The organism is Stenotrophomonas sp. LM091 (assembly GCF_001806305.1).
GTDB classification, from domain to species: domain Bacteria; phylum Pseudomonadota; class Gammaproteobacteria; order Xanthomonadales; family Xanthomonadaceae; genus Stenotrophomonas; species Stenotrophomonas bentonitica_A.
This window is the reverse complement of record NZ_CP017483.1, coordinates 518,583-545,385: the sequence shown is the minus strand read 5'-3', so window position 1 is coordinate 545,385 and position 26,803 is coordinate 518,583. Positions and strand designations below refer to the sequence as shown.

The window sequence follows — 26,803 nt, the reverse complement described above, 5'->3', positions numbered from 1 at the left end:
CGGCCCGGCAGGCAAAGTGCGCTTCAAGGGGATGCCGGGTACCGGGGAGCGAGGGATCGAATGCAGCAGACACCATTACAACCCACCGGTCCCGCCACGCGGCGTCGGTGCAGCCGCTGGCTGTTCGTCCTGGCAGCGCTGGCGTTCGCCCCGCTCATGGCGGTGGCGCAGACCGCTCCCGCGCCCGTTGATTCCGCAACGCAGGTTCTCGACCGCCCCCGCACCTGCCTGGTCCTTGGCGGTGGCGGTGCCCGCGGCGCGGCCCATATCGGCGTGCTCAAGGTGCTCGAGCGCGAGCGCGTGCCGATCGACTGCATCGTCGGCACCTCGATGGGCGCGGTGGTCGGCGGCTTGTATGCCTCCGGCTACACGGCCGACGAGATCGAAGCAGTGCTGGACCGGATCGACTGGGCTGAGGTGCTGCGCGACAAACCGCCACGCGATGAGCGCAGCATGCGCCGCAAGGAAGATGACCTGCGCCTGCTGGGCGGCGTCGAAGTCGGCCTGAGCAACGGCAAGATCGCGTTCCCGCAGGGGCTGATCCAGGGTCAGAAGCTGGAGATGCTGCTGCGCCGCCTGCTGCTGCCGACCTGGCAGGTGCGTGACTTCGACGCGTTGCCGATTCCGTTCCGGGCGATTGCCACGGACATCGTCAGCGGCGAGAAGGTAGTGTTCGGGCAGGGCGACCTGGCCTTGGCCATCCGCGCGAGCATGTCGGTGCCGGGGGTGTTCGCGCCGGTCCGCTATGAGGACCATCTGCTCGTCGACGGCGGGGTGGTCGACAACGTGCCCATCGATGAGGCGCGCCGCCTGGGGGCGCAGCGACTGATCGTGTCGCGGGTCGGCTCGCCGCTGATGACCGAGGCGCAACTGGATTCGCCGCTGGCGATCAGCCACCAGATGGCCAGCGTGCTGATGCAGCGCGAAGTACTCGCGCAGCTGGCCACCCTGGGGCCGCAGGATCTGCTGATCACGCCGCCGCTGGGCGACATGGGCAGCCAGGATTTCAACCGTTCACCGCAGGCGGTGGGAGTGGGAGAGCAGGCCGCACAGGCCGAGGTGGTCTCCGTCCGGCGCTTCCAGGTGGACGACGGCCGCTACGCTGCCTTCCAGCGACAGCATCGCCCGCCGGCCTACGAGACGCCGATCGTGGCCTTCATTGATGTGCTGCACGACCGAACGCGCACCGCGCGCTACATCGAGCAGCGCCTGCAGCCGGAAGTGGGCCAGCCACTGGAACCGGATCGCGTGGAGCAGAAGGTCGCCACCGCTTACGGCGAAGGCCGCTACGAACAGGTGCAATGGCGGCTGGATGAGCGCGACGGGCAGCAGGGCCTGATCCTCGCGCCGCAGGACAAACGCTGGGGGCCGGACTTCCTGCACTTCGCGCTGCGCCTGTCCGATGATTTCGATGGCAGCAGCAACTACCAGCTCATCACCGAGCTGACCCGTACTGGGCTCAGCGAGCAGGGCGCCGAGCTCAAACTGCGCGTCGGGCTGGGCGAAGTCGAGGAGGCTTTCGCCGAGTATTACCGGCCATTCGGCGGCAGCGGCCGGCATGCGCTGTCCACCTATGCCAAGTACCGTGCCACCGATCTGGACCTGGCGCTGATGCGCGGCGGCGCACTGGCCGAGTTCCGCTACAGCCAGTGGCTAGGTGGACTGCGCTGGGCCTACTCGCCGCACCCCGACTGGGAACTGGCGCTGTTCGGTGAGCGGGGACGCGAGCGGTTGCGGCTGGATGTCGGCAATCCCAGCGAACTGGGCAACTACCGTGCCGATATGGGCAGCATCGGCTGGCAGCTGCGCCACGATTCGATCGACAGCTCCGCCTTCCCGAGCCGCGGCCAACGCCTGTCGCTGACCCGCCAGCATTACCTGGATGCGCTGGGCACCGATAACTCGGCCGCAGTCACGCGGGTGCAGTGGGATGGGGCATGGGCGCACGGTCACAACCGCTGGCTGGGGGGCCTGCGCGCCTCCTCCGCACACGGTGGCGATGACCTGCTGGCTACCTACGGCTTCCTGGGTGGGTTGGGCAATCTGTCCGGCTATCCGGAAGAATCCATCTTCGCGCCGCAGACCGCGCTGGCCCGGGTGGTGTATTACCGTCGCGTCGCGCACGCCGATTCGCTGCTGACCATCCCGCTGTATGTCGGCGGCAGTGTGGAGTGGGGCGGATTCTGGCAGCGCCGCGAGGATGTCAGCCTGGATGGCATGCAGACCGCAGGCAGCCTGTTCGTCGGCGCCGATACGTTCCTGGGGCCGGTGTTCCTGGGGTATGGGCGCGCGCAGGGTGGGCACACTTCGTTCTATCTGACCTTTGGCTCACTGCTGCGGACACTGGATGGGTTCTGATGGGTTCTGCGCTTTATCCTGTGCAGCCATGGTGTTGATGTGATGCCGATGAAATCGATGTTCCTTGCTGTGGTGCTCCTGCTGTCTGCCGGCCACGTGCATGCCGCTGATGCACCGTCGCTGCCCGCAGCGTGGACGCAGATCGGCATTACTGTCGGCATGCCGTACGCGCAGGCCAAGGCGCTGCTCATCAAGGCCGGATGGCTCGCATCCGCGCCCGACAACGCGGGCGAACCCAGCTTCGCCGCGCATCCCGAGGTGGATTGCGGGCAAGGCTGGGACGCGATCTGCTCGGCAGGCTTCCATCGCGGAAACGAGGCTTACGGATTGGTGCTCACACCGACCGATGACGACAAACTGCTGGTGCAGGGCGTCTTCTGAAAGGAGCTGATACGGATGTCAGACCGCAGTGTGGTGGTATTTGATTTCGACTTGACGCTGACCCGCTGGGAAACGGCAAGCCGGTTCTTCAAAGGTCTGCTGCGCCGCCAACCGTGGCGGATCGCCGGTGTCATGCTCGCGCTGCCGGTGCTGGCGCCGCTCTGGGCATTACCGCGCACGCGACGGAGACCGGTACGCTTCGCCGTGTGGATGGCGACGTTCGGACGCAGCCGCGAGGCGCTGGCAAGGCTTGCCGTGGTGCATGCCGACGAGGTATTCGCCGGCCCGGAGCCTGTGTTCCTGCCTGAGGGCGTCGAACGACTGCGCCACCATCTTGCCCAGGGCGACGAGGTTGTCATCGCCACCGGCTGCTGGGAGCCGTTGGCGCGCGCGTTGCTGGAACGCGAAGGTTTGAAGGACGTACCGCTGGTCGCCTCGACCCTGCGGCCGTGTGTCGGCGGTTGGGTCAGCGAAAACCACTGCATCGGTGAGAACAAGATTCCCATGCTGACCGAGCGCGGCTATCCGCCGCCGTGGCGCATCGCCTACACCGATCATCGGGCGGATTTGCCACTGCTGCGCAACAGCGAGCAGTGGTATCTGATCAGTCCTGACGTGAAGTGCCTGCGCGTGATTGAACACGCGATGGCGGCCAAAGCAGAGATTCTGTCCTGGCGCGCTACGTGAGCCGCGCCGTCATCGGTGTGACGCAATGCGAGGTCAGTCTTCTTTCATCGCCATCTCGGCGGCAAGCAACGCCTGGGCCGCCTTGCCCAGTTCGGGCGAGGGCACGATCGGCGCGCCAATGGCCTCCATCATCTGATCGGTGGAGACGAAGCGGCGGTGCCGACGGTCGTAGACGCCGGTGATCAGCAGCGCGCGTGTGGCGACTTTCTCTTCCTCGCCGATCAACACGCGCTGTTCCATGATGATGCGCGTGCCGGCCCAGCCGACCATGCGGGTCTCCAGTACGAAACGCTGGAACGGCTTCAGCTCGCGCCGGAACTGGATGGTGCCGCCACTCACGATGGGCGCCCACTTCGAGCGCCAGGCCACGCGGCCCAGGCCCATCCGGAACACCAGGTCCAGGCGACCCAGGTCGAAGATCGTCCAGTAGCGCCCGTTGGTCATGTGCAGGTTGCTGTCGATGTCGTTGGGCAGCACCCGGAAGTTCAGTCGCGACACCGCAAACGGCGCGGCCAGTTTCGGCTTGAATGGGGTGGACAGCAGCAGGAGCAGCAGGCGGAACCAGAGATTCATGAGCGGGCCGTCATTTCTATTACAGTTGTCATAATGCAAATACGCTAGTCTATGACACCTGTCTTAGCAAGGAATCCGGCCATGAGCGCACGCCATTCCGATGCCCCGCAACGTGTGGTGGCTGCGGCAGCGGAAATGCTGGCCACGTACGGGCTCAATGCCTCTAGTGTCCGCGAGGTCGCCAAGCGCGCGCAGGCGCCATTCGGGTCCACCTATCACCATTTCCCGGGCGGCAAGCAACAGGTGCTGGCCGAGGCGACCACGTTGGCCGGCGCCAAAGTCGACAGCGTGCTGGCCACTTGCCTGCAGGCCGGTGGTGCCGAGGGGCTTTCGCTGTTTCTGGCGATGTGGCGCGAGCGGTTGATCCGTTCGGACTTCCATGCGGGCTGCCCGGTGCTGGCGGCTGCGGTTGAAGAGCCGATCGATGCGGCGCCCGACGATGCGCAGCGGGCGGCCGCCGCCGTGTTTGCCTGCTGGGAAGCCCGGCTGAGCGAGGCGCTGTGCACCGACGCCCGTACGCCCGGCCAGGCGCACGCGCTGGCGACCATGATCATCGCCAGCGTGGAAGGCGCGGTGGCGATGTGCCGCGCGATGCGTGACATCGGCCCGTTCGATCGCGTCGCGCTGCAGCTTGAATCGCTGGTGGCGGATCGCTGAGACTGCTGGCTTGCCCTTACCGGAGCGCCGCACCGTGCCAGCCTTGACCCGTCCCTTAGCCCTTGCCGCCGGCCTGGTGCTGTGCGCGCTTCACCCACTGGCCCAGGCGCAGGATGGCCCTGCGGTCAATCCGCTGTATCTGGTGCCTGCCGACAAGGCGACGCCCGCACAGATCACGGAGATGCAGCAGCGCCTGCTGGACTGGCCGCAGCTGCAGCGCTACCGCGCCGAGAACGCCGCACTGATGCCGGTCGCGCCGGGGACGAAGCGCGTGGTGTTCTACGGCGACTCGATCACCGAAGGCTGGGGCCCAACCGGCAGCGAGCGCTTCTTCCCGGGCAAGCCGTACGTCAACCGCGGCATCTCCGGGCAGACCACGGCGCAGATGCTGGTGCGCTTCCAGCAGGATGTCATCCCGCTGAAACCGGCGCTGGTGGTGATCCTCGCCGGCACCAACGATATCGCCGGCAACACCGGGCCGACCACGCAGGCGATGATCGAAGACAACCTGCACGCGATGGTGGAACTGGCGCAGGCGCACAACATCCGCGTCGTGCTGGCCTCGGTACTGCCGGTCAGCGACTACCCGTGGCAACGCGGCGTGCAGCCCGCCGGCAAGGTCACCGCGCTCAACCGGGCATTGCGCGCCTATGCGGAGCAGCAGGGCCTGGTCTATCTGGATTACCACACGGCCATGACCAACAAGGACGGCGGCCTGGACCCGGAACTGGCCACCGATGGCGTGCATCCCACGCCGGCCGGCTATGCGCGGATGGTGCCGTTGGCCGAAGCGGCCGTCACCAAGGCACTGGCGCGCTGATCCCCGTTGGCAGCCGGCTGGCCAAAAGGTGGCGCCATAACGTCAGTCGAATCGCCAACGCACCCCGGCATACACCCCGCGCCCCTCACCGGGCGTGGAACGGGCGACATCCTTGCCGGCATCGTCGTAGCCCGGCGTGACCGTGGCCGCGTAGTGGCGATCGGCCAGGTTGCGCAGCTCCGCCCAGGCCTGCCAGCGGCCACCGGGGGCGTCGTAGCCGATGCGGGTGCCGAAGATCACGTGGCTGTCGGCGGCCATGCTGTTGGCGTAGTCGACGAACATCTTCGAGGCGTACTCGGTGTTGAGCCCGGCGTAGACGCCGGCCGGGTGGTCGTAGCGCAGTTCGGCCTGGTAGTAGTGGCGCGGCAGGCCGGGCAGGCGGTTGCTGCCGAAGCGCGCATCATCGCGGTAGCGGAAGTCGCTGAAGGTGTAGGCCTGGCGCAGTGACAGCCGACCGCCGATGCCCTGCCACAGTGCGCTGTCCAGGCCGGCTTCGATGCCGCGGTGCACGGTCGGGCTGGCGTTGGATTCGGCGATGAACAGGTTCGGCACCGGCTGCACCTCGACGGTCAGCAGCTCGTGGTTGAGACGGGCGTAATAGCCGGTCAGCTCCCAGCGGCCGAGCACACTGTCGCCGCGTGCACCGAGTTCCAGCGTGGTTGCGGTCTGGTTGTCCAGTTCCACTGGCGCGCGCTGGCGGCCGGTGGAGGCGCCGTTACCGGCGGCGAAATACTGGTTCGAGCCCCAGATCATCGACCAGGGATGCGCCGGCTCCACCGAACGGCTCAGGTTGCCGAACCACTGTGTCTGCGGCGTCTGCTGCCAGGTGAAGCCGAGCCGCGGCGCGTAATCCCATTGCCGTTCGGAGAGCCGTTCCGGCGTGGCCGGCCAGGTGACCTGCGCATCGCGGCGGGTGTGGATCAACGCCAGCCCGGTCTGCAGGCGCAGCGTCTCGCTCAGCGCCAGGTCGTTGCCGAGGTGCAGCACGCTGTCGGTTCCGTAATGCTGGAAGTCGCGGGTGTGCGTGCCGGCGGCGTAACCGTTGCTGGCAAAGCGCAGCGTCTCGCGCACGTTCGCGTCCAGATCATGGGTCACGCGCAGGCCGATCGTGGTCACGCTGTCATGCCCGAACAGCGCGTGCCGGCGGCGGTAGTCCAGCGTGCCGTTGAGGTTGGCGTAGTCCAGCTGCTGGCGGTACAGGCTCTCGTTCAAGTCCATCGGGTACTTGTGATAGACGAGGCCGGCCTGCAGCGACGAATCGTCATCGATGGTGTAGGTCGTGGTGTTGCCGATCCAGGTGCTGCCCGGCTGCGGGCGGCGCGCGTCGATCGCCAGGTTGGCTGGATTCGCCGCGCGTGGATCGTTGCGGATCTGCGCGCGGGTCAGGCGCCCCGGGGTTTCGTGATCGGTCTCGCGGTAGCGCAGGAAGAAGCGTGTCTCCAGATCCGGCGTGAGCTGCCAGCCGACGTTGGCCACGGCGCCCTTGCCCTTGCCGGCGGCGTGCTGCTGATAGCCGTCGTACTCGGTATCGGTGTAGGCCAGGAAGTAATCAACCGCGTCCCGCACTCCGCCCAGGCTGATCCCGCGCTTCTGGTAACCGCGTGCGCCCGCTTCGTAGTGCAGCTCCAGCCCGGGCGTGTCGCGGCCGCTGCGGGTGATGTAGTTGACCGCACCGCCCAGCGCCAGCGCGCCGCGCTCGAACCCGTTGGCACCGCGCAGCACCTCCACGCGGCTCAGCCACAGCGGCTCCAGCAGCTCGTACGGCGTGCCGCCCGGACCGGTGAGCGGCAGGCCATCCAGCGAGACCGACAGGCCGGAGGCATGCGCACCGGGCGCCCGGTTGAGGCCCGAACCGCGGATGGAGACCTTGACGCCTTCATTGCCAGCGCTCTGCGCGCTGATGCCGGGCTGGTAGGCCAGCACATCGGCGGTCCCGGCGACGCGGCCCTGGCCGACCTGCGTCATATCGACGACATTGCCTGCCCCGGGCACCCGGTCGAGCGCGCGGCGCGCAGCCTCGGTGGCATCGGCGGCGGTGACGTTCACCGCGTCCAGCGTGATGGCCTGGCCAGCGGGCCGGCGGCGCGGCTGGGCGGCCAGCAGGGCGGCGGCGAGCAGGGACAGGGTAGGGGCGGTGGAGCGATTCGGGTGGGCAGTCATTCGTGCGCGGTATCAGTGCGGACAAGACGCGCGTCGCCGCAGCACCCTGTCAACTTCATGTGGGGCGCGCAAGTTAACAGGATGTTGCGGGTTCGTCACCCTTGTGGGGCGTATGGGGTGGCGACGGCCGCCGGAAAAAACCCGATATCGGTAGTGCCGGCCGCTGGCCGGCTCGCCAGGAACGATGCGATTGCATTGCGTGAGAATCAGGATCGCGTGGTTGCCGGCCATGGGCCGGCACTACCTTGAGCTGCAGACCCCGGCACGCGGCCGGGGCCCACCCATCAGCCAAGAATCCCAGGCAGATCCAGCCCCTTCTCCTTCGCGCACTCCACTGCGATCTCATACCCCGCGTCGGCATGCCGCATCACGCCCGTGGCCGGGTCGTTCCACAGCACGCGCGCGATGCGCTTGGCCGCGGCCTCGGTGCCGTCGCAGACGATGACCATGCCCGCATGCTGCGAGAAGCCCATGCCGACGCCGCCGCCGTGGTGCAGCGAGACCCAGGTGGCGCCACTGGCGGTGTTGAGCAGCGCATTGAGCAGCGGCCAGTCGGAGACGGCATCGGAGCCGTCCTGCATGGCTTCGGTTTCACGGTTCGGCGAGGCGACGCTGCCCGAATCCAGGTGATCGCGGCCGATGACCACCGGCGCCTTCAGCTCGCCATTGGCGACCATCTCGTTGAAGGCCAGGCCGAGTCGGTCACGATCGCCCAGGCCGACCCAGCAGATGCGCGCGGGCAGGCCCTGGAACTTGATCTTCTCGGCGGCCATGTCGAGCCAGCGGTGCAGGTGCGGGTTGTCCGGGATCAGCTCCTTGACCTTCGCGTCGGTCTTGGCGATGTCCTCCGGATCGCCGCTCAGCGCCGCCCAGCGGAACGGGCCGATGCCGCGGCAAAACAGCGGGCGGATGTAGGCGGGCACGAAGCCGGGGAAGTCGAACGCATCGTCCACGCCTTCTTCCAGTGCCATCTGGCGCAGGTTGTTGCCGTAATCCACGGTCGGCACGCCGAGGGCGTGGAAGGCGAGCATGGCGCGGATGTGGTTGGCCATGGAGGCGCGCGCGGCGGCTTCGACGTCCTTCGGCGCGGAGACGCGTTTTTCATCCCACTCTTCCACGGTCCAGTCCTGCGGCAGGTAGCCGTTGACCGGGTCGTGCGCGGAGGTCTGGTCGGTCAGCAGGTCCGGCTTGACGCCGCGCACCAGCAGCTCGTCCAGCACGTCGGCGACGTTGCCGAGCAGGCCAACCGAGAGCGGCTTCTTCGCGGTGCAGGATTCCTCGATCAGGCGCAGCGCTTCGTCGAGGTCATCCGTCCAGGTATCCAGATACCCGGTGCGCAGACGCATCTCGATGCTGCTCTTGCGGCATTCCACCGCCAGGCACGAGGCGCCGGCCATCACCGCGGCCAGCGGCTGTGCGCCGCCCATGCCGCCCAGGCCTCCGGTGAACAGCCATTTGCCGGCCAGGCTGCCGTTGTAATGCTGGCGGCCCATCTCCACGAACGTTTCGTAGGTGCCCTGCACGATGCCCTGTGCGCCGATGTAGATCCAGCTGCCGGCGGTCATCTGGCCGTACATGGCCAGGCCCTTCTTATCGAGCTCGTTGAAGTGGTCCCAGGTGGCCCAACGCGGCACCAGGTTGGAGTTGGCGATCAGCACGCGCGGGGCGTCCACGTGGGTACGGAACACACCGACCGGCTTGCCGGACTGCACCAGCAGGGTCTGGTCATCCTCCAGCCGCTGCAGCGTCTCGACGATCTTGTCGTAGCTCTCCCAGTCGCGCGCGGCGCGGCCGATGCCGCCATAGACCACCAGCTCCTGCGGGCGCTCGGCCACGTCCGGGTGCAGGTTGTTCATCAGCATGCGCAGCGGGGCTTCGGTCAGCCAGCTCTTGCAGGTGAGCGTGGTGCCGGTCGGGGCTAGGATGGTGCGGGTGGAATCGAGACGGGTCATGCGGCACTCCGGGACGTAGCGAAGTCGAGACAGGCATCGAGCACCTGCTGCAGCGTGGCGCGCAGCGGGGCGGCGTGATCGGGATCCAGCGGCGTGGGCCAGCTGTGCTCATCCACGGCCTCGGGCTCGTGCATGTAGCCGCGGCAGGCCAGCTCCATCTGCAGCGTGTGCACGCCGCCAGGGATGTCGCTGTAATGGCGGGTGATGTAGCCGCCCTTGAAACGGCCGTTGCGGACATGGCTCATGCCGCTCATCGCGCACAGGTTGTCGACCACATCGGTCAGCGCGTTGTCGCAGGTGGTGTCGCCATTGGTGCCCAGGTTGAACTGCGGCAGCTGGCCATCGAACAGGTGCGGAATATGCGAGCGGATCGAGTGCGCGTCGTACACCACCACGGTGCCGTGCTGCGCACGCAGGCGCGCGATCTCCGCGGCAAGGGCGTCGTGGTAGGGCATGAACCAGGTAGCGCGGCGCCGCGCGATCTCGGCTTCGTCCGGGCCGTGGCCATCGCGGTACAGCGGCTGGTTGTCGAAGGTGGTCAGCGGGCACAGGCCGGTGGTGTTCTGGCCCGGGTACAGCGAGCTGCCGCTGGGGTCGCGATTGAGATCGATGACCGAGCGCGACACCGCCGAGCGGATCGTGGTGGCGCCCATCTGCTGCGCGAAGGCATACAGATCGTGCACCCACCAGTCGGCATCGCGGCGGGCCAGCCACGGGGAGATGAACTGCGCGGCCAGTGCATCGGGCAGCTCGGTGCCGGTATGCGGGAAGCTGACGATCAACGGTGCATCGCCGCGATGGATCTGCAGCCAGTCCGGGTGCGCGGTCATGACAGGGGCTCCAGCGGCGGGAGGATGTCGCCCAGGCCGTCGGCCAGCACGCCGCTGCGGACCAGATCGGTCGCGGCCACCATGTCCGGATGGAAATAGCGGTCGTCTTCCAGCGTGGGCACCTGTGCGCGCAGGCGCTGGCGCACCGCTTCCAGCGCATCACTGGAGCGCAGCGGGGCGTGGAAATCGCAGCCCTGCGCGGCGGCGAGCAGCTCGATGCCGATCACGTTGGCCGCGTTCTCGGCCATCGCCATCAGGCGGCGCGCACCGTGGGCGGCCATCGAGACATGGTCTTCCTGGTTGGCCGAGGTCGGGATCGAATCGACGCTGGCCGGGTAGGCGCGCTGCTTGTTTTCCGAGACCAGCGCGGCGGCGGTGACCTGCGGAATCATGAAGCCGGAGTTCAAGCCGGGCTTCGGGGTGAGGAACGCGGGCAGGCCGGACAGCGCCGGGTCGACCAGCATCGCGGTGCGGCGCTCACTGATCGAGCCGATCTCGCACACGGCCATCGCCAGCATGTCGGCCGCGAAGGCGACCGGCTCGGCATGGAAGTTGCCGCCGCTCAGCGCCTCGTTGGTATCGGTGAACACCAGCGGATTGTCGGACACGCCGTTGGCTTCGATCGCCAGCGTGGTCGCGGCCTGGCGCATCACGTCGAACGCGGCGCCCATCACCTGCGGCTGGCAGCGCAGGCAGTAGGGGTCCTGCACGCGCACGTCGTTGTCGCGGTGCGATTCGCGGATCGCCGAGCCCTGCATCAGGGTGCGCAGCGCGGCGGCGGTGGCGATCTGCCCGCGCTGGCCGCGGATGCTGTGGATGCGGGGATCGAAGGGCGTGTCCGAGCCCTTGGCCGCTTCCACCGACAGCGCGCCGGTGACCAGCGCCGCACGGAACACGGTATCGATCGCGAACAGCCCGGCCAGTGCATAGGCGGTGGAGTATTGCGTGCCGTTGAGCAGGGCCAGGCCTTCCTTCGCACCCAGCACCAGCGGGGCCAGGCCGACCTTCGCCAGTGCCTCGGCAGCAGGCAGGCGCTGACCATCGACGAAGGCTTCGCCGACACCGATCATCACGCTGGCCAGGTGCGAAAGCGGGGCCAGGTCGCCCGAGGCGCCAACCGAGCCCTGGCACGGAATCACCGGAATGAAATCGTGCTGCAGAAACGCTTCCAGCAGGGCCAGTGTCTGCGGGCGGATGCCCGAGGCGCCCTGGGCGAGGCTGGCCAGCTTCAGCGCCATCATCAGGCGCACTACCGGCGCCGGCATCGGCTCACCCACGCCGGCCGCGTGCGAGAGCACGATATTGCGCTGCAGGGTTTCCAGATCCTCGCGCTCGATGCGCACGCTGGCCAGCTTGCCGAAGCCGGTGTTGATGCCATACACCGGAGCGCCCTTGGCGACGATGTCGGCCACGGTCTGCGCACTGCGCAGCACGGCGGCGGCCGAAGCCGGGTCCAGCCGCACCCGCGCGCCGTCATGGATCGCGCGCCATTGCGCCAGCGTGACGGCGCCGGGGTGCAGGGTCAGGGTAGTGCTCATGAAATCTCCAGACATCACTAGGTTCAGACGGGTTGGCCGCGCATCACGCGGGCGTGCAGGGGGTTGAAGCCCATGCGGTAGACGAGGTCGGCAGGCGCCTCGATGTCCCACACGGCCAGATTGCAGTCCAGGCCGACGGCGAGCCGGCCGATCCGGTCCTGGCGACCGAGTGCGCGTGCGGCTTCACGGGTGAAGCCGGCGATGCATTCCTCCACGGTCATGCGGAACAGGGTGGCGGCCATGTTCATCGCAAGCAGCGGGCTGGTCAGGGGCGAGGTGCCGGGGTTGGAATCGGTGGCCAGCGCCAGTGGCACACCCGCCGCGCGCAGTTCGGCGATCGGGGGCAGGGTGGTATCGCGGGTGAAATAGAACGCGCCCGGCAGCAGCACCGCCACGGTGCCAGCGCGGCGCATCGCGGCGATGCCGTCGGCGTCGAGGTGTTCGATATGGTCGGCCGACAGCGCACCGTGACGCGCCGCCAGGGCCGCACCGTGCTGGTTGCTCAGCTGCTCGGCGTGGATCTTGATCGCCAGGCCGTGCTGCTGCGCGGCGACGAACACCTGCTCGGCCTGCGCAGCACTGAAGGCGATGTTCTCGCAGAACACGTCCACCGCTTCGGCCAGCCCGGCGGCGGCAACGGCCGGAATCATGACGTTGCAGACCTCATCGATGTACTCCTGCGCCTCGCGGCCCGGCGGGATCGCATGCGCGCCGAGGAAGGTCGGCACGATCTCGACCGCGCGCTGGCGGCCCAGTTCGCGCGCGACCTGCAGCTGCTTGGTCTCGTCGGCCAGGGTCAGCCCGTACCCGGATTTGATCTCCAGCGTGGTGATGCCTTCGGCCAACATGGCGTCCAGGCGGGGCAGGCTGGCGGCGAGCAGGTCGGCTTCGCTGGCGGCGCGGGTGGCGCGCACGGTGGAGACGATGCCGCCGCCGGCGCGGGCGATATCGGCATAGCTCACGCCCTGCAGGCGCTGCTCGAACTCACCGGCGCGGTTGCCGGCATAGACCAGGTGGGTGTGGCAGTCGATCAGGCCGGGGCTGATCCAGCGCCCGCCAACGTCGATGCGCTGGGCCGGCTGCAGATGATCGGCCGAGCCGGCCGCGCCGACATGCACGATGCGCCCATCGGTCGCGGCGATGACGCCATCCTCGATCACGCCCAGCCCCGGGCCATCGACGGTGATCAGGTTGGCGTGGTACCAGAGGGTGTCACAGTGCATGGCAGCAACCACATCGGTGTATATGTCTATACAATATAGGCGCCTCTTCCGGGATGTCCAGTGATGCCAGCCAACCCCGCACCGATCCTTCGTTTCCACGCCGCCCGCGCGCTGCTGCCGCAGGGCTGGGCGCGCGATGTGCGCATCGCCAGCCAGGGCGGCATGCTGGTCGAGGTGACCCCGGGGATGCCGGCCGAGGCGGGTGATGCCGCGTTGGCCATCGCCCTGCCGGGCCTGGGCAACCTGCACAGCCACGCCTTCCAGCGCGGCATGGCCGGGCTGACCGAGATCGGTGGCAACAGCGGGGACAGCTTCTGGAGCTGGCGGGAGCTGATGTACCGCTTCCTGGCGCATCTGCAGCCCGATGCCATGCAGGCGATCGCCGAGCAGGCCTATGTGGAGATGCTGGAATCCGGGTTCACCCGGGTTGGCGAGTTCCACTATCTGCATCACGGGCCGGACGGTGCGCCTTACGCCAACCGTGCCGAAATGGCCGAGCGCATCGCCGCTGCCGCCCGGTCCAGCGGGATCGGCCTGACCCTGCTGCCGGTGTTCTATGCGCATGCCGATTTCGGTGGCGCCGCGCCGAACCCGGCCCAGCGCCGGCTGATCCACGATGTCGATGGTTTTGCCGAGCTGCTGCAGGGCTGCACGCGCGCGCTGCAGGGCCAGGACGATGCGGTGCTCGGTTTCGCCCCGCACAGCCTGCGCGCGGTGACCGGCGAGGAACTGTCGGCGCTGCTGCCCCTCAACACCGGCCCGGTCCACATCCACATCGCCGAACAGACCCGCGAGGTCGATGCCTGCGTGGCCTGGAGCGGGATGCGCCCTGTGCAGTGGCTGTACGAACACGCGCCGGTGGACGCACGCTGGTGCCTGGTGCACGCCACCCACATCACCGGGGCGGAGCTGCAGCAGATCGTGGCCAGTCGCGCGGTGGCCGGGCTGTGCCCGATCACCGAGGCGAACCTGGGCGACGGCCTGTTCCCGATGCAGGCGTTCGCGCGCGCCGGTGGCCGGTTCGGTGTCGGTTCCGACTCCAACGTCCTGATCGACGCCGCCGAAGAACTGCGCCTGCTCGAGTACGGCCAGCGCCTGCACCTGCGTGGGCGCAACGTGCTGGCCCCGGGCGATGGCCAGTCCACCGGCCGCTGGCTGTACGAACAGTCGTTGAACGGTGCTGCGCAGGCGCTGGGCGTGACCAGCGGGCTGCAGGTCGGCGCACCTGCCGACCTGGTCGAGCTCGATCCCGATCACCCGGCGCTGATCGCCCGCGACGGCGATGCCTTGCTTGACAGCTGGGTGTTCGCCGCACGTAATGGCGCCGTGCGATCGGTATGGCGCCAGGGGCGCCAGTTGGTCCGTGACGGTCGCCACCCGCAACGCGAGGCGGTGGCCGCACGGTTCGCCGCGGCACTTCGACCGTTGTTGAGGGTCTGATCCGACCCTCCCATGCAGGAATCCAGAGTGACGGGCAAGAAAGCAGCAACCCTCAATCAGCGCATCCGCGCCGATCTGGAAAGCCGCATCCTCAGTGGACAGTGGGAGCCTGGCTTCCGCATCCCCTACGAACACGAGCTGATGGAGCAGTACGGCTGCTCGCGGATGACCGTGAACAAGGTGCTGACCGCGCTGGCCGAGAGCGGCATGATCGAGCGCCGCCGCCGTGCGGGCTCGTTCGTCGCCCGGCAGCCGCCGCACCTGGAACAGGTGGCGCTGGAAATCCCCGATATCGCGATGGCGGTGGAAGCGCGCGGGCATGTGTATGGCTACCAGCTGCTGGAGCGCGCCTACCGTCGCCCACGCGAGCAGGTCGCGGAGGAAACCGCCCTGGCCGGCGGCGAAAAACTGCTGGCGATCCGCTGCCTGCACCTGGCCGATGGCCGGCCGCTGGCACTGGAGCATCGCCTGATCAGTCCGGTCGGCGTGCCGGAGGTGCTGGCGGTGGATTTCGAGACGACGGCGCCCGGCAGCTGGCTGCTGCAGAACGTGTCGTGGACGCGCGCCCAGCACCGGATCAGCGCGTGGGGCGCCGATGACGCGGCCGCTACGCTGTTGCAGGTCAAACCCGGCACGGCATGCCTGGTCATCGACCGCCTCACCTGGCGCGGCGAGCAGCCGATCACCTGCGTGCGGCAGATGTTCCTGGGCGATGCCTACGACCTGGTCGCCCGATTCTCGCCGGGCGCGCGCTGACCGTTACAGCGTGGTGCATTGCCGCCAGCGGACCGGCTCATCCACGCCGGGGCGCGGGTTGAGCTGGATGCGCACGGTGCGCAGTGCCGGGTAGCGGGTCACTTCCTCGCAGATCAGCGGCCAGATGGCATCGATCTCGCCGGTGCGGTTGATCGCCAGCGTCTGCCGCGTCAGCCAGATGCCGCTGGCCACGCCGGGGCGGGTGGCCACGTTGCGTGACAGTTCGTGCTGATAGCGGTCCAGCGTGGCGTTGTCGGGGTTGGCGTCCATCGCAGCGGGGGCCGCGTCAGTCGCCGGGCCTGGACGGCCCTCGTGCGCTGCCGCGGGTGGTGCCGGTGCGGCGGTGGGGGCGGTATCGGCCGGCGCCGGGGCCGCTGTGGCGGGAGTCATGGCGGCAGGCGCGGTCGTCGTGGACTCGTCGTCGGCCCATTGCCTTTCCAGTCCCGCGGTCAGCGAGCCCAGCCCGACCATCAAGCCCAGAGTCGCCGCGCCCAGCGCCGCGATCGAAATCCGGCGGATCGCCTCGCGACGGGCACCGGCCTGTACGCGGGACTCCATGTCGCCGGGCAGATACGGCTGCAGCAGCGGCCACAGCAGCGGGCCGTCCAGAACCTCGACATTCTGCTTTTCAGCGGCGATGCGGCCATCGCGCTCGACCCTGCCTTCGGTGATCAGGATCCCGCCGCGGGCACCAGCCAGGCGCGCGGCGGCGCCCAGCTCATTCACCGCCGCCGTGCCGATCCGGTAAGCGCGCCCGTGCTTGCAGGAGAGCAGCCAGCGCTGCGGGCCGTCGTGCATGAGGAAATCGCTGCGGGGTTGGCGGCTGTCCACGGCCTCATCGGGCACGTCCTGCAGGCCACGCTGCTCGTGCATCGCACGCCGGACGATCAGGGAAAATTCCCGCCAGTGCATGCCGGCCAGGGCATTCAGGCCAAGCTGGGTCTCCTTGCGCTTCCGTTTGATCAGCCAGAAGTAGGCCGTGGCCAGGAACCAGGCGATGAGGGCCAACAGCAGGGCCAGAATCCAGGAGAGCATGCAGGGGGATATGAACAGGGAAGTGCGATAGACAGTTTATATGCGCCTTTGCACGTCAGCGGCGCGTCGTTGTCGCACGCATGGGCATCCGTCGATCACGTCGGTGACGGCCGTCTCACTTTGTGGCGGTGCGGCGATCGAGCGCCCACAAAAAACCCGCCAATCCAAAGCCGTGAGGGGAGGGAACAAACGGCGGTGGAAGCGATTGGCGGGTCGATTTCGATTGTCAACAAAGTCGTGCTGCTTTGCAACAAACGAGGTCGGATCAGTTCAGTCAGGCGTCGGAGGTCGGCGACTGGTGCGTCCCCGGCGACGGATCGGCCGACGGGGAGGCATTGCGGGCCTCGGCGCGGTTGACCCGGGTAGTGAGGGCGTCGATCCGGGCATTGAGGGCGGCCACGTCCTCGGCGGTCGGGATGTGCAGGCGCTTGAGCACGCCCTGGACCCGGTCATCGAAGGCCTTCTCGACCTTGTCCCAGGTGCCGCTGGCCTTTTCACGGGCCTCGCCGAGGTGTTCCTCGACATTGTCGCGCCAGCGCGGCGTATCGCCGGCCTGCTCACGGTTGCGGGCCTCGATGTTCTCGCCTTCCTTGACCAGGTTGTCGAAGACCCGGCTGCCTTCGGCCTGTGCGCGCCCGAAGGCGCCAAGCCCCGCCAGCCAGATCTGCTGGGCCGAATCGGTCAGCTTGCGCGAGAAGCGCTCGGCCTGATCCTGCAGCGAGGGCTTCTCGCCGGGGATGCGATCGTCGAAGTCGTTGGGTGAATTCATGGGGCGATCCCTGTGGGTGGACACCCTTGGATCGTATGCATCGCCGGCTTCAAGCGATGTGATGGCCGGCGCCTGTGCAGCGCCGGGCCGGGTGTCGGTTCAGCCGAGCTTTTCCTGCAGCACGCGCTGGATCTCGCTTTCCACCATGCTTTTCATGGCCGAGAGCAGGAAGCCGAGCTTGGCGGTGACCTGCACTTGGCCGGGCTGCAGCGCGATCGCGCCATCCACGCCGGAGCCGCTGAAGTTCAGCACGTCGCCCACCCAGCTGGACTGCAGGCCGAAACGCTCGGATAGTTTGGCGGCGACTTCTTCGATGGCCTTGCGCGCGTTTTCGGCGGGCAGGGAGTGGGCGTGACGGATATCGATGGTGGACATACAGTCTCCTGGCGGACAACGGCGCGGATTCGGGCGTGCATTGTGCGCATCCTCAGGCACAACTCCAAGGTCTGCGTCACACTTCTTCTTCCCTGACATTCAACCTGCTAGGCTGCGCCGCGTGCAGAACCTGCTAGTCCACTTTACTCAACGCCAACACCCCGACCAGCCCCTGCGGCCCGGGGTGCAGCGCATCGTGCGTCATGCTTCGGGCACTGTCCGGCTTGGCGATGACACTCCCGGCACCTTGTTGCTGGCCCAGTTCTGCCTGGACGACCGCGGCTTGTGGCTGCAGGTCGCCAGCGGCATCCGCGGCATCCACGTCAATGGCCGCCCGGTGCGGCGGATGGCGCTGCTGCGCGCGGGCGACGCCGTCTACGCCGATGGCGTGGAGATGGTGGTGCAGGGCGACTGCGAGGCCGTTGCGCACGCACCGCCGCGCAGCGATGACGGTGGCGATGACCAGCGTCTGTTGCGTGGCGTCGGCGGCCAGCACCACGGGCGCAGCTTCACCCTGGATCGCCCGCGCGTGATCGGGCGCGGGCCGGAGGCGGACATCGTCATCGACGACCCGGCCTTCGCCGAGCAGCACGCCCGCCTTGAGCAGCACGGCGAGCGCCTGCTGCTGCGCGACCTGGGCGCCGGCGAGTCGACCCGGGTCAATGGCGTCACCGTTCGCCACTGCTGGCTGCAGCCCGGTGACCAGCTGGTCTTCGATGCCCAGCACCGCTTCGTGCTCGAGGTGCCGCATGACGGCCGCAAGCGCATCGTGGTCGAGGAAGAAGACGACGGCTTCGAAGCGCGCCAGCGCCCGGAACCGGTGGCCGTGCCCAAGCGGGTGAGCCGCTGGCCGTGGCTGCTGGTCAGTGCGCTGCTGCTCGCGGCAGCGATCAGCGGCCTGCTCTGGTTCGGGGCGAGGTAGTGCCGGCCCCTGGCCGGCAATCAGGCACACCTGGCGTGGGCCATTAGATTCGTTTGCAACCAAATTCGCCTTGTCCTGCAAGGCCTAAAGGCTGGTGCGCTGCGGCATACTAGGGGTCTTGCCCCATAGGTGTGACATGACGCGCGCGTTCAATTTCAGTGCCGGCCCTGCAACCCTGCCGGAATCGGTCCTGCGCCAGGCGCAGGAAGAGATGTTGGAGTGGAACGGCGCGGGCGCCTCCATTGTCGAAATGAGTCACCGCGGCCCGGAGTTCATGGCCGTCGCCGCCCAGGCCGAGGCCGATCTGCGCCGCCTGATCGGCATTCCGGACGACTACGCGGTGATGTTCCTGGCCGGCGGCGCGACCACCCAGCAGGCCCTGCTCGCGCTCAACTTCGCCCAGCCCGGCCAGACCGTGGATTACGTGCTCACCGGGCACTGGGGCAAGACCGCGATCAAGCAGGTCAGCCCGTATGTTTCGGTCAACGTGGCTGCCAGCAGCGAGGCCAACGGCTTCCACGACATCCCGGCACGCGCCAGCTGGCAGCTCTCCGACGATGCCGCGTACGTGCACATCACCGCCAACGAAACCATCCACGGCGTCGAGTTCCGTGACACCCCCGACGTGGGCACGGTGCCGCTGTTCGCCGATTTCAGCTCGTCGATCGCCAGCGAACCGCTGGATGTCAGCCGGTACGGCCTGATCTACGCCGGGGCGCAGAAGAATCTCGGCCCGGTCGGCGTATCGGTCGTGATCGTGCGCCGCGACCTGCTCGAGCGCAGCGGCCAGCCGCGCGCGGACATCTTCGATTACCGCTCGCATGTCGCCCGCGATTCCATGCTCAACACCCCGCCGACCTGGAACTGGTACCTGGCCGGCCTGGTGTTCCAGTGGATGCTGGCCGAAGGCGGCGTGGAAGAATTCGCGCGTCGTAACGCGGTCAAGTCGGGCCTGGTGTACGAGGCGATCGACCAGTCCGGCGGCTTCTACCGTAACAACGTGGTGCCAGCCGCGCGCTCGCGCATGAACATCCCGTTTTTCCTGCCCGACGACACGCTCAATGCCCGTTTCGTCAGTGAATCCAAAGCCGCCGGCCTGCTGGCGCTGAAGGGTCACAAGGCGGTCGGCGGCATCCGTGCCTCGCTGTACAACGCCATGCCGGTGGAGGGCGCGCAGGCGCTGGCCGCCTTCATGCGCGATTTCCAGCAGCGCAACGGCTGACGCGTTCGTTTTCCCCGGGGCGCCTGCCGCCCCACAGCAATTGGAACCAAGATGGCCACCAAACCCGCCAAGCCCAAGGCCGCCACGCCGGCGCCGACCACGCCCAAGGCTGCTGCCCCCGCGAAGAAGGCCAAGGCCGCCAAGCGCGATACCGCGCCGGCCGTTGCCGCGCCCGTGCTGTCGGACGTGCGCGCCAAGATCGACCATATCGACCGCAGCATCCAGGCACTGATCGCCGAGCGCGCCAACTTCGCCCACCAGGTCGGCAAGGCCAAGGGCAAGCTCGCCGCCGCCGTGGATTACTACCGCCCCGAGCGCGAAGCCCAGGTGCTGCGCATGGTGGTGGACCGCAACGAAGGCCCGCTCAGCGATGAAGTGCTGGTCCACGTCTACCGCGAAATCATGTCCGCCTGCCTGGCCCAGCAGGAGCCGCTGAAGATCGGCTATCTCGGTCCGGAAGGCACCTTCAGCCAGCAGGCCGTGCTCAAGCACTTCGGCCGCTCGGCGCTGGGCCTGCCGCTGGCCAGCATCGAGGAAGTCTTCCAGGAAGTGGAAGCGGGCAACGCCGATTTCGGCGTGGTGCCGGTGGAAAACTCGGGGCAGGGCACCATCCAGATCACCTTGGACATGTTCCTGACCTCCAACCTGAAGATCTGTGGCGAAGTGGAACTGCGCGTGCAGCAGTACCTGATGTCGCGCAGCGGCCGGCTGGAAGATGTTGAGCGCGTCTACGGCCACCCGCAGTCGTTCATGCAGACCTCCTCGTGGCTGCGCGCCAACCTGCCCAAGGCCGAGAAGATCCCGGTGTCCAGCAATGCCGAAGGTGCGCGCCGCGCCCGCAATGCCGATGACGCCGCGGCGATCGGCGGCGAGAGTGCCGGGCATGTGTACGGCCTGAAGAAGGTGGTGACCAAGCCGATCCAGAACGATGCGGACAACACCACGCGCTTCCTGGTGATCGGCCGCAACATCTTCCCGACCTCCGGCCACGACCGCACCTCGGTGCTGGTGTTCATCCACGACAAGCCTGGCGCGCTGTTCGATGTGCTCAGCCCGTTCGCGCGGCATGGCATCAGCATGAACCGGATCGAGTCGCGTCCCTCGCACAACGCCAAGTGGGAGTACGGCTTCTTCATCGACCTGGCTGGCCACGTTGACGACGAGGCGATGCAGGCGGCCCTGGCCGAACTGAAAGCCCACTCGGCGCAGATCAAGATCCTCGGCTCCTATCCAGTCGCCGTGCCCTGATCCGAACGGCGTAGCCGCGCTGAGCACTACGCCCGGCCCGGTGCCCGCATGGGCACTGCGGCCCTTCCGCACACCGTTGCATCGCCGCTGCGGCGGCCCCGCCCCATAGGATTTCCGATGACTGCATCTCCGTACTGGATCGCCCACAAGGGCCAGCCCCTGCAGGGCAGCCTGACCATCCCCGGCGACAAGTCCGTCTCGCACCGTTCGGTGATGTTCGCCGCGCTGGCCGATGGCGTGTCGCGCATCGATGGCTTCCTGGAAGGCGAAGACACCCGCGCCACCGCCGCGATCTTTTCGCAGATGGGCGTGCGCATCGACACCCCGTCGCCGTCGCAGCGCATCGTGCACGGCGTGGGGGTGGATGGCCTGCAGGCGCCGAGCGCACCGCTGGATTGCGGCAACGCCGGCACCGGCATGCGTCTGCTGGCCGGGCTGCTGGCCGCGCAGCCGTTCGATTCGGTGATGGTCGGCGATGAATCGCTGTCGCGCCGTCCGATGCGCCGCGTGACCGGCCCGCTGGGCGAGATGGGCGCGAAGATCGAGACCGAGGCCGATGGCACGCCGCCACTGCGCGTGCAGGGCGGGCAGACGCTGCGCGGCATCGCGTTCGCCTCGCCGGTCGCCAGTGCGCAGGTCAAATCCGCCGTGCTGCTGGCCGGGCTGTATGCCGAGGGCGAAACCTCGGTCATCGAGCCGCACCCGACCCGCGACTACAGCGAGCGCATGCTGCGCGCGTTCGGCGTGGATATCGACTTCTCGCCTGGCAAGGCCCGCCTGCGCGGTGGCCAGCGCCTGCGCCCGACCGATATCGTGGTGCCGGCCGATTTCTCCTCGGCGGCGTTCTTCCTCGTGGCCGCCAGCGTCATCCCGGGCTCCGAACTGCGCCTGCGCGCGGTCGGCCTCAACCCGCGCCGCACCGGTCTGCTGGCCGCGCTGCGACTGATGGGCGCGGACATCACCGAAGAGAACCATGCCGAGCAGGGTGGGGAAGCGGTGGCCGATCTGGTGGTGCGTTACGCGCCCCTGCACGGCGCCGAGATTCCCGAAGCGCTGGTGCCGGACATGATCGATGAGTTCCCGGCGTTGTTCGTCGCCGCGGCCGCCGCGCAGGGCAACACCGTGGTGCGTGGCGCGGCCGAGCTGCGGGTCAAGGAATCGGACCGCCTGGCCGCGATGGCGACCGGCCTGCGCACGCTGGGCGTGCAGGTGGACGAGACCGAGGACGGCGCGACGATCCATGGCGGCGCGGCGCTGGGCAGCGGCACCATCGAAAGCCATGGCGATCACCGCATCGCGATGGCCTTCGCCATTGCCGGCCAGCTCAGCACGGGCGAGGTGCGGGTCAATGACATCGCCAACGTAGCGACCTCGTTCCCGGATTTCGATGGTCTGGCGACCGGCGCAGGTTTCGGGCTTCGCGCCGGCTGAGATAATGCCGGGTTCTGCCGCTGCTGCGTCCAGATGTCGGGTATGCGTGGTTGCCGGGCAGCGCGCGGCACTACCTTGACCTTGCGTCGTCGCAGTACTTCACGGAACAAAAAAGGGAGGCCATTGGCCTCCCTTTTCGTTTCTGCCTCAGTGCATCAGGTTAGCGCTCGGTGCGGAAATCCACCGGAACGCGCACCACGCTGGCGACGGCGCGGCCGTTATGCATGGCCGGCTCGAACTTCCAATCGCGCACGGTGGTCAGCACCGCACGGTCCAGATCGCGATCACGTGTACCACTGCGCTGCACGATGTTGGCATCGGTCACCTGGCCGCGGGTATCCACGTTGAGGCTGGCCACCACGCTGCCCTGCACGCCGCTGCGCAGCGCGGTACGCGGGTAGGCCGGCTTGGCATTGCTCGCCAGCGGGCGGGCCTCACGATTGCGCACGGCCGGGGTCGCCTTGCGCTGCTCGGCGGCCGGAGCCGCCTGGCGCGCCGCCGGGGCCGGCGTCGTCGCTACCGGTGCGGTCTCGGTGGCGGGCAACATGCGCTGGCCGACCGGCGCGTCGTTGGTATCGCCCGGGGTGGCATATCGCAGCCACACCAGCGCAGCGGCGAACATCGCCACGATCAACGCCACCCACAACCAGGGTGACGTACGGCGATTGTGGGGTTCATCGATCACGTCGCGCTGATGCTGCGGCGAGCGGGGCATGTCCGGGGCATGGGTAACACTCATGGCTGACTCCTGGTGTCGATGTGACACCCGCAGTCTTGCGCGTACCCGGTTGCGGATGTGTCAGCGCACCGTCAACGCCGCGACTGCATTGCCATCAAGGTTCAGTTTGCTGAGCCGTTGCAAAATCACCGCGTGATGCGGTGATGAATCACTGCGGAGTGAAGTCGAACGGTACTTCCAGGCTGCCAGGCACCGGCACCCCATTGCTCTGCGCCGGCTGGAAGCGCCAGCGGCGCACTGCATCGGACGCGGCACGATCAAGGTCGCGTGAACCGCTCCGCTGGATCAAGGTCACGGCCGAGGGATAGCCGGTGGCATCCACATCCACACGGACCACGACCGTGCCGCGATCCCCCCGGCGCAGTGCGGCGGGCGGGTAGCTGGGCGGCGGCGACTGGTCGGCAATCGGCTGCGGGCGGTCGCTCGGTGCCATCGCCACAGGCGCAGCGGGCGCGGCAGGTGCGGCGGGCGCAGCCGGCGGCGGCGGGGCGGTCTCCACCAGCTGCGGCTTTTCTTCATTGGCCGGCGGCGCCTTGGCGTCGGGCATGTCGCTGGAGCCGGCCGCAGCCGCCAGTGGCTCGGGCAGGGGCTCGACCTCGGCCACCTGGGCAGGGGTCTGCGCGGCGGGGTCGGCCTTGTAGAAGCCGTCCTTGCGGCTGCTCAGCCACACCACCAGGAACAGCAGCACGCCCGCACCGAAGGCGATCGCGGCGATCTTGAGGCTGCGGCGGGGCAGCTGGAAAGTGATGTTCTTGCCAGAAGTCGAGCGGGAAGCAGACATGGGGCATACCGTATGGATCACCGCGATTCTGCCACGCCGGGGATGAACCGGCGGCAGAAAAACGCATAACAGGCGATAATCCCCCTCCGAATCCGTAGACCCCTCTGCCGCCATGCTCGATCCAGCCCTGCTCCGCCAACAGCCCGCCGACCTTGCCGAACGCCTGCGCTCCTCGCGCGGTTTCGAGCTGGATGTCTCCGGGCTGGAGTCGCTGGAAGCCGATCGCAAGCGGATCCAGGTGCGTACTCAAGAGCTGCAGAGCCTGCGCAACAGCCGTTCCAAGGCCATCGGCCAGGCCAAGGCCAAGGGCGAAGACGTCTCGGCGATCATGGCCGAGGTGGCCGCGTTCGCCGATGAACTGAAAGCCTCGGAACTGGCCCTGGATGTGCTGCGCGAGAAAATCGAAGCGATCGCGCTGGGCATCCCGAACCTGCCGGCCGAGGATGTGCCGGCGGGCAAGGATGAATCGGAGAATGTCGAGCAGAAGCGCTGGGGCACCCCGCGCGCGTTCGATTTCCCGGTGCTTGATCATGTCGAGCTGGGCGCCCGCAACCGATGGCTGGATGGCGAGACCGCGGCCAAGCTGTCCGGCTCGCGCTTCACCGTGCTGCGTGGCCCGATCGCGCGCCTGCACCGCGCCCTGGCGCAGTTCATGCTCGACCTGCATACCGGTGAGCACGGCTATGAAGAGACCAACGTCCCGACCCTGGTCAATGCCGAGTCGCTGCGTGGGACCAGCCAGCTGCCGAAGTTCGAGGACGACCTGTTCAAGACCGCCGTGGGCGAGTCCACCCGCTACCTGATCCCGACCTCGGAAGTGCCGCTGACCAACATCGTGCGCGATGAAATCATCGACGCCGAGCAGCTGCCGCTGCGCATGACCGCTCATTCGCTTTGCTTCCGCGCCGAAGCCGGCAGCGGCGGCCGCGACGTGCGCGGCATGATCCGCCAGCACCAGTTCGAGAAGGTGGAACTGGTCGCCGCCTGTACCCCTGCGCAGAGCGATGAAGAGCACCAGCGCATGACCCGCTGTGCCGAAGTCGTGCTGGAAAAGCTGGGCCTGCCTTACCGCAAGGTGCTGCTGTGCACCGGCGACATGGGCTTTGCCGCCATCAAGACCTACGACCTGGAAGTGTGGCTGCCCTCGCAGGACACCTACCGCGAAATCTCTTCGTGCTCCAACTGTGGTGATTTCCAGGCGCGCCGCATGCAGGCCCGCTGGCGCAACCCGGAAACCAGCAAGCCCGAACTGCTGCACACGCTCAACGGTTCGGGCGTGGCGGTCGGCCGCGCGATGATCGCGGTGATGGAGAACTACCAGAACGCCGACGGCAGCATCACCGTGCCGGACGTGCTCAAGCCCTACATGGGCGGGCTGGATGTCATCGGCTGATCCGGTGCTGTGACGCGTGTAAAAAACCCGCCGGAAGGCGGGTTTTTTGTTGGTGCTTCGGTAGAGCCACCCCATGGGTGGCTTCCGTACCGGTCATGCATCACCTGCAGCCACCCATGGGGTGGCTCTACCCGTTCGTCATCGGCGCCAACACGCCCAACGGCACCCAGCCGGACGTGGTGCCGCCAACCAGCTCGCACCACACCCAGCTGTTGAGCTCGCGCTCACCGCGCACGTGTTGACCCACATCCACGTCCAGTTCGCGCGCGCAGTAAGCCTCGGCCGCCATCGCATCGCCCTGCGCGTTGCGGCCGATCACCTGCGCCGGTACCCAGCCGGCGGCCTGGCCCGGCGTCTGGCACAGATACCAGTTGTCCCAGCCTTCGGGCCCCTGGTAGCGCTCGCCGACCTGCAGCGGATCGCCGGGCTGCAGGGTGATCGGGTGGGGGAACTCGCTGCGGTGGGTCTGGATGACGCGGTAATCCATGCGGAATCAGCCATGTGTAAAGAGCCTTCAGCTTAGCGGCCATTGCCGCGCCGCTGCAGCGTTGATTGCGTCAGCGATGCGGCTTCCAGTGAGGAAGAGAGGCAGGTCAGAAAACGCCGCGATGAAATGTAGGAGAGGTTGGTAGCCGAGTGGGCGGCACTCGGCGTGGAAGGCCGCAGAGACGGCAGGCACGGGGCTTCGCGGATGAGCATCCGGTGGGCGACCCATACGGCCCGCACGTGGTGGTGTGATCGATGCCCATTTCCTGCAGCACACAGCGGACAGGCTGGGCACCGACATCTACTTCCACAGGACGCACGGTGACTACAGCGGCTGCACCCCTCCCATCCTCCAATCCCGCCGGCATCGCCGCATGGCTGATGCTGGGCATCGCCTGGCTGTGCTTCCTGATCCCGTTTCCGGGGCTCGGGCTCATCCTCGGCTGGCCGCTCAATCTGGTGGCCTTCATCCTGGCGGTCGTGGCGATGGCCAAGGGCGGCGCCGGCAAAGGCATCGCCCAGCTCCTGCTGTCCCTCGTCGCCTCCCCACTGGTCTACCTCGTGGGCGTCGTGGTGTTCGCCGGCACCGTCAGCGCGATCGGTCAGCCGGCCCTCGATGCCCAGGCCAACGCGGACAAGGGCCGCCAGCAGGACATCACCATCGCGCCTGTCGTGCCTGTCGAAATCACGGCGCGCCAGCTCCATCGGGACTACGAGGCCAATGAGGTCGCCGCCGACGTCCTCTACAAAGGCAAGCGGCTGCTGATCACCGGCGAAGTTGCCAGCATCCAGACGGATCTGATGGATAAGCCGCAGGTGCAGCTGAAGGCCGGAAGCGTCGACCAGGTGATGATCTCCGGCCTCTCCAGGGAAGAGGCCGGCGCGCTCGGCAAAGGCGACACTGTGCTCGCGGCCTGCACGGGCAACGGCATGATCCTGGGATCACCGATGACACGCGACTGCGAACTGCAGTAAGGCCGAACCGCATCCAAAAAAGATGGCCCCGGGAGGGGCCATCTCTGCCACA

At 67.8% G+C, this 26,803-nt stretch carries 25 protein-coding genes; 13 read left to right on the top strand and 12 right to left on the bottom strand.

Translation table 11 applies throughout. The features are described from left to right. The first annotated feature begins 60 nt into the window (after positions 1–60). From BIZ42_RS02465 to BIZ42_RS02455, 3 genes are read left to right on the top strand one after another with little or no spacing between them, the layout of a single operon-like run. Positions 61–2,358, top strand: coding sequence for a patatin-like phospholipase family protein (locus BIZ42_RS02465; RefSeq protein ID WP_172838028.1), 2,298 nt, complete (start codon positions 61–63; stop codon positions 2,356–2,358). Between the two features lie 48 nt (positions 2,359–2,406). Then, positions 2,407–2,739 (top strand): hypothetical protein, encoded by a 333-nt coding sequence (locus BIZ42_RS02460; RefSeq protein WP_156785673.1) that lies wholly within the window; start codon positions 2,407–2,409, stop codon positions 2,737–2,739. Between the two features lie 15 nt (positions 2,740–2,754). Continuing rightward, the gene (locus BIZ42_RS02455) at positions 2,755–3,426 is read left to right on the top strand and encodes an HAD family hydrolase (protein ID WP_070425445.1); all 672 of its coding nucleotides are present in this window, start codon (positions 2,755–2,757) and stop codon (positions 3,424–3,426) included. Between the two features lie 33 nt (positions 3,427–3,459). Here the strand turns inward: BIZ42_RS02455 and BIZ42_RS02450 are convergent, their stop codons facing one another. Beyond that, positions 3,460–3,999, bottom strand: coding sequence for a thioesterase family protein (locus BIZ42_RS02450; protein ID WP_070425444.1), 540 nt, complete (start codon positions 3,997–3,999; stop codon positions 3,460–3,462). Positions 4,000–4,080: 81 nt separating this feature from the next. Here BIZ42_RS02450 and BIZ42_RS02445 point away from each other — a divergent pair, with 81 nt between their 5' ends. Both BIZ42_RS02445 and BIZ42_RS02440 read left to right on the top strand, forming a co-directional pair. After that, the gene (locus BIZ42_RS02445; RefSeq protein WP_070425443.1) at positions 4,081–4,656 is read left to right on the top strand and encodes a TetR/AcrR family transcriptional regulator; all 576 of its coding nucleotides are present in this window, start codon (positions 4,081–4,083) and stop codon (positions 4,654–4,656) included. 79 nt (positions 4,657–4,735) lie between these two features. Continuing rightward, positions 4,736–5,476, top strand: coding sequence for an SGNH/GDSL hydrolase family protein (locus BIZ42_RS02440; RefSeq protein ID WP_083279920.1), 741 nt, complete (start codon positions 4,736–4,738; stop codon positions 5,474–5,476). A 42-nt stretch (positions 5,477–5,518) separates the two neighbouring features. Here the strand turns inward: BIZ42_RS02440 and BIZ42_RS02435 are convergent, their stop codons facing one another. From BIZ42_RS02435 to hutI, 5 genes are all read right to left on the bottom strand, one after another. Continuing rightward, positions 5,519–7,636 (bottom strand): TonB-dependent receptor, encoded by a 2,118-nt coding sequence (locus tag BIZ42_RS02435; protein ID WP_070425441.1) that lies wholly within the window; start codon positions 7,634–7,636, stop codon positions 5,519–5,521. Between the two features lie 284 nt (positions 7,637–7,920). Then, positions 7,921–9,588, bottom strand: a complete 1,668-nt coding sequence (gene hutU / locus BIZ42_RS02430) for a urocanate hydratase (RefSeq protein WP_070425440.1) — start codon at positions 9,586–9,588, stop codon at positions 7,921–7,923. Next, complete coding sequence (gene hutG / locus BIZ42_RS02425; protein WP_070425439.1) at positions 9,585–10,418, bottom strand: N-formylglutamate deformylase; 834 nt, start codon at positions 10,416–10,418, stop codon at positions 9,585–9,587. The genes hutU and hutG overlap by 4 nt, the downstream gene beginning before the upstream one ends. Continuing rightward, on the bottom strand, positions 10,415–11,956 hold the full coding sequence (hutH, locus tag BIZ42_RS02420; RefSeq protein WP_070425438.1) for a histidine ammonia-lyase: 1,542 nt from the start codon (positions 11,954–11,956) through the stop codon (positions 10,415–10,417). Before hutH ends, hutG begins: the two co-directional genes overlap by 4 nt. A gap of 23 nt (positions 11,957–11,979) precedes the next feature. Continuing rightward, a complete protein-coding gene (gene hutI / locus BIZ42_RS02415; RefSeq protein WP_070425437.1) occupies positions 11,980–13,179 on the bottom strand; it encodes an imidazolonepropionase in 1,200 nt (399 codons plus the stop codon). Between the two features lie 63 nt (positions 13,180–13,242). On the opposite strand from hutI, the gene BIZ42_RS02410 reads away from it, so the two are divergent. Then, entirely contained in the window at positions 13,243–14,619 is a 1,377-nt protein-coding gene (locus BIZ42_RS02410) for a formimidoylglutamate deiminase (protein WP_070425436.1), read from the top strand. A gap of 27 nt (positions 14,620–14,646) precedes the next feature. Further along, on the top strand, positions 14,647–15,375 hold the full coding sequence (gene hutC, locus BIZ42_RS02405) for a histidine utilization repressor (protein WP_070425435.1): 729 nt from the start codon (positions 14,647–14,649) through the stop codon (positions 15,373–15,375). Positions 15,376–15,378: 3 nt separating this feature from the next. On the opposite strand, the gene BIZ42_RS02400 is transcribed toward hutC, so the two are convergent. The 3 genes from BIZ42_RS02400 to BIZ42_RS02390 all read right to left on the bottom strand — a co-directional run bounded on the left by BIZ42_RS02400 (position 15,379) and on the right by BIZ42_RS02390 (position 17,554). After that, the gene (locus tag BIZ42_RS02400) at positions 15,379–16,410 is read right to left on the bottom strand and encodes a restriction endonuclease (RefSeq protein ID WP_070425434.1); all 1,032 of its coding nucleotides are present in this window, start codon (positions 16,408–16,410) and stop codon (positions 15,379–15,381) included. 274 nt (positions 16,411–16,684) lie between these two features. Then, positions 16,685–17,179 (bottom strand): phasin family protein, encoded by a 495-nt coding sequence (locus BIZ42_RS02395; RefSeq protein WP_070425433.1) that lies wholly within the window; start codon positions 17,177–17,179, stop codon positions 16,685–16,687. Positions 17,180–17,278: 99 nt separating this feature from the next. Beyond that, positions 17,279–17,554, bottom strand: coding sequence for a polyhydroxyalkanoic acid system family protein (locus BIZ42_RS02390; protein ID WP_019184309.1), 276 nt, complete (start codon positions 17,552–17,554; stop codon positions 17,279–17,281). Positions 17,555–17,675: 121 nt separating this feature from the next. Here BIZ42_RS02390 and BIZ42_RS02385 point away from each other — a divergent pair, with 121 nt between their 5' ends. The 4 genes from BIZ42_RS02385 (at position 17,676) to aroA (ending at position 22,377) form a co-directional block, all read left to right on the top strand. Then, on the top strand, positions 17,676–18,476 hold the full coding sequence (locus BIZ42_RS02385) for an FHA domain-containing protein (protein WP_070425432.1): 801 nt from the start codon (positions 17,676–17,678) through the stop codon (positions 18,474–18,476). A gap of 136 nt (positions 18,477–18,612) precedes the next feature. Continuing rightward, a complete protein-coding gene (gene serC, locus BIZ42_RS02380; protein ID WP_019184307.1) occupies positions 18,613–19,698 on the top strand; it encodes a 3-phosphoserine/phosphohydroxythreonine transaminase in 1,086 nt (361 codons plus the stop codon). A 39-nt stretch (positions 19,699–19,737) separates the two neighbouring features. Beyond that, the gene (gene pheA / locus BIZ42_RS02375) at positions 19,738–20,946 is read left to right on the top strand and encodes a prephenate dehydratase (RefSeq protein WP_156785672.1); all 1,209 of its coding nucleotides are present in this window, start codon (positions 19,738–19,740) and stop codon (positions 20,944–20,946) included. Positions 20,947–21,063: 117 nt separating this feature from the next. Further along, positions 21,064–22,377 carry a 3-phosphoshikimate 1-carboxyvinyltransferase gene (aroA, locus tag BIZ42_RS02370; protein ID WP_070425431.1) on the top strand — a complete coding sequence of 438 codons (1,314 nt, stop codon included), beginning with the start codon at positions 21,064–21,066 and terminating at the stop codon, positions 22,375–22,377. 160 nt (positions 22,378–22,537) lie between these two features. Here the strand turns inward: aroA and BIZ42_RS02365 are convergent, their stop codons facing one another. Next, on the bottom strand, positions 22,538–23,116 hold the full coding sequence (locus tag BIZ42_RS02365; RefSeq protein ID WP_070425430.1) for an energy transducer TonB: 579 nt from the start codon (positions 23,114–23,116) through the stop codon (positions 22,538–22,540). Between the two features lie 148 nt (positions 23,117–23,264). Continuing rightward, positions 23,265–23,897, bottom strand: a complete 633-nt coding sequence (locus BIZ42_RS02360) for an energy transducer TonB (protein ID WP_070425429.1) — start codon at positions 23,895–23,897, stop codon at positions 23,265–23,267. 112 nt (positions 23,898–24,009) lie between these two features. On the opposite strand from BIZ42_RS02360, the gene serS reads away from it, so the two are divergent. Beyond that, positions 24,010–25,290: a serine--tRNA ligase gene (serS, locus tag BIZ42_RS02355; RefSeq protein ID WP_046273366.1), complete on the top strand. Its 1,281-nt coding sequence runs from the start codon at positions 24,010–24,012 to the stop codon at positions 25,288–25,290. Between the two features lie 127 nt (positions 25,291–25,417). Here the strand turns inward: serS and BIZ42_RS02350 are convergent, their stop codons facing one another. Further along, the gene (locus BIZ42_RS02350) at positions 25,418–25,777 is read right to left on the bottom strand and encodes an SH3 domain-containing protein (RefSeq protein WP_070425428.1); all 360 of its coding nucleotides are present in this window, start codon (positions 25,775–25,777) and stop codon (positions 25,418–25,420) included. Positions 25,778–26,157: 380 nt separating this feature from the next. Between BIZ42_RS02350 and BIZ42_RS19215 the strand changes: the two genes are divergently transcribed. Then, the gene (locus BIZ42_RS19215; RefSeq protein WP_172838027.1) at positions 26,158–26,751 is read left to right on the top strand and encodes a hypothetical protein; all 594 of its coding nucleotides are present in this window, start codon (positions 26,158–26,160) and stop codon (positions 26,749–26,751) included. Positions 26,752–26,803 lie beyond the last annotated feature (52 nt).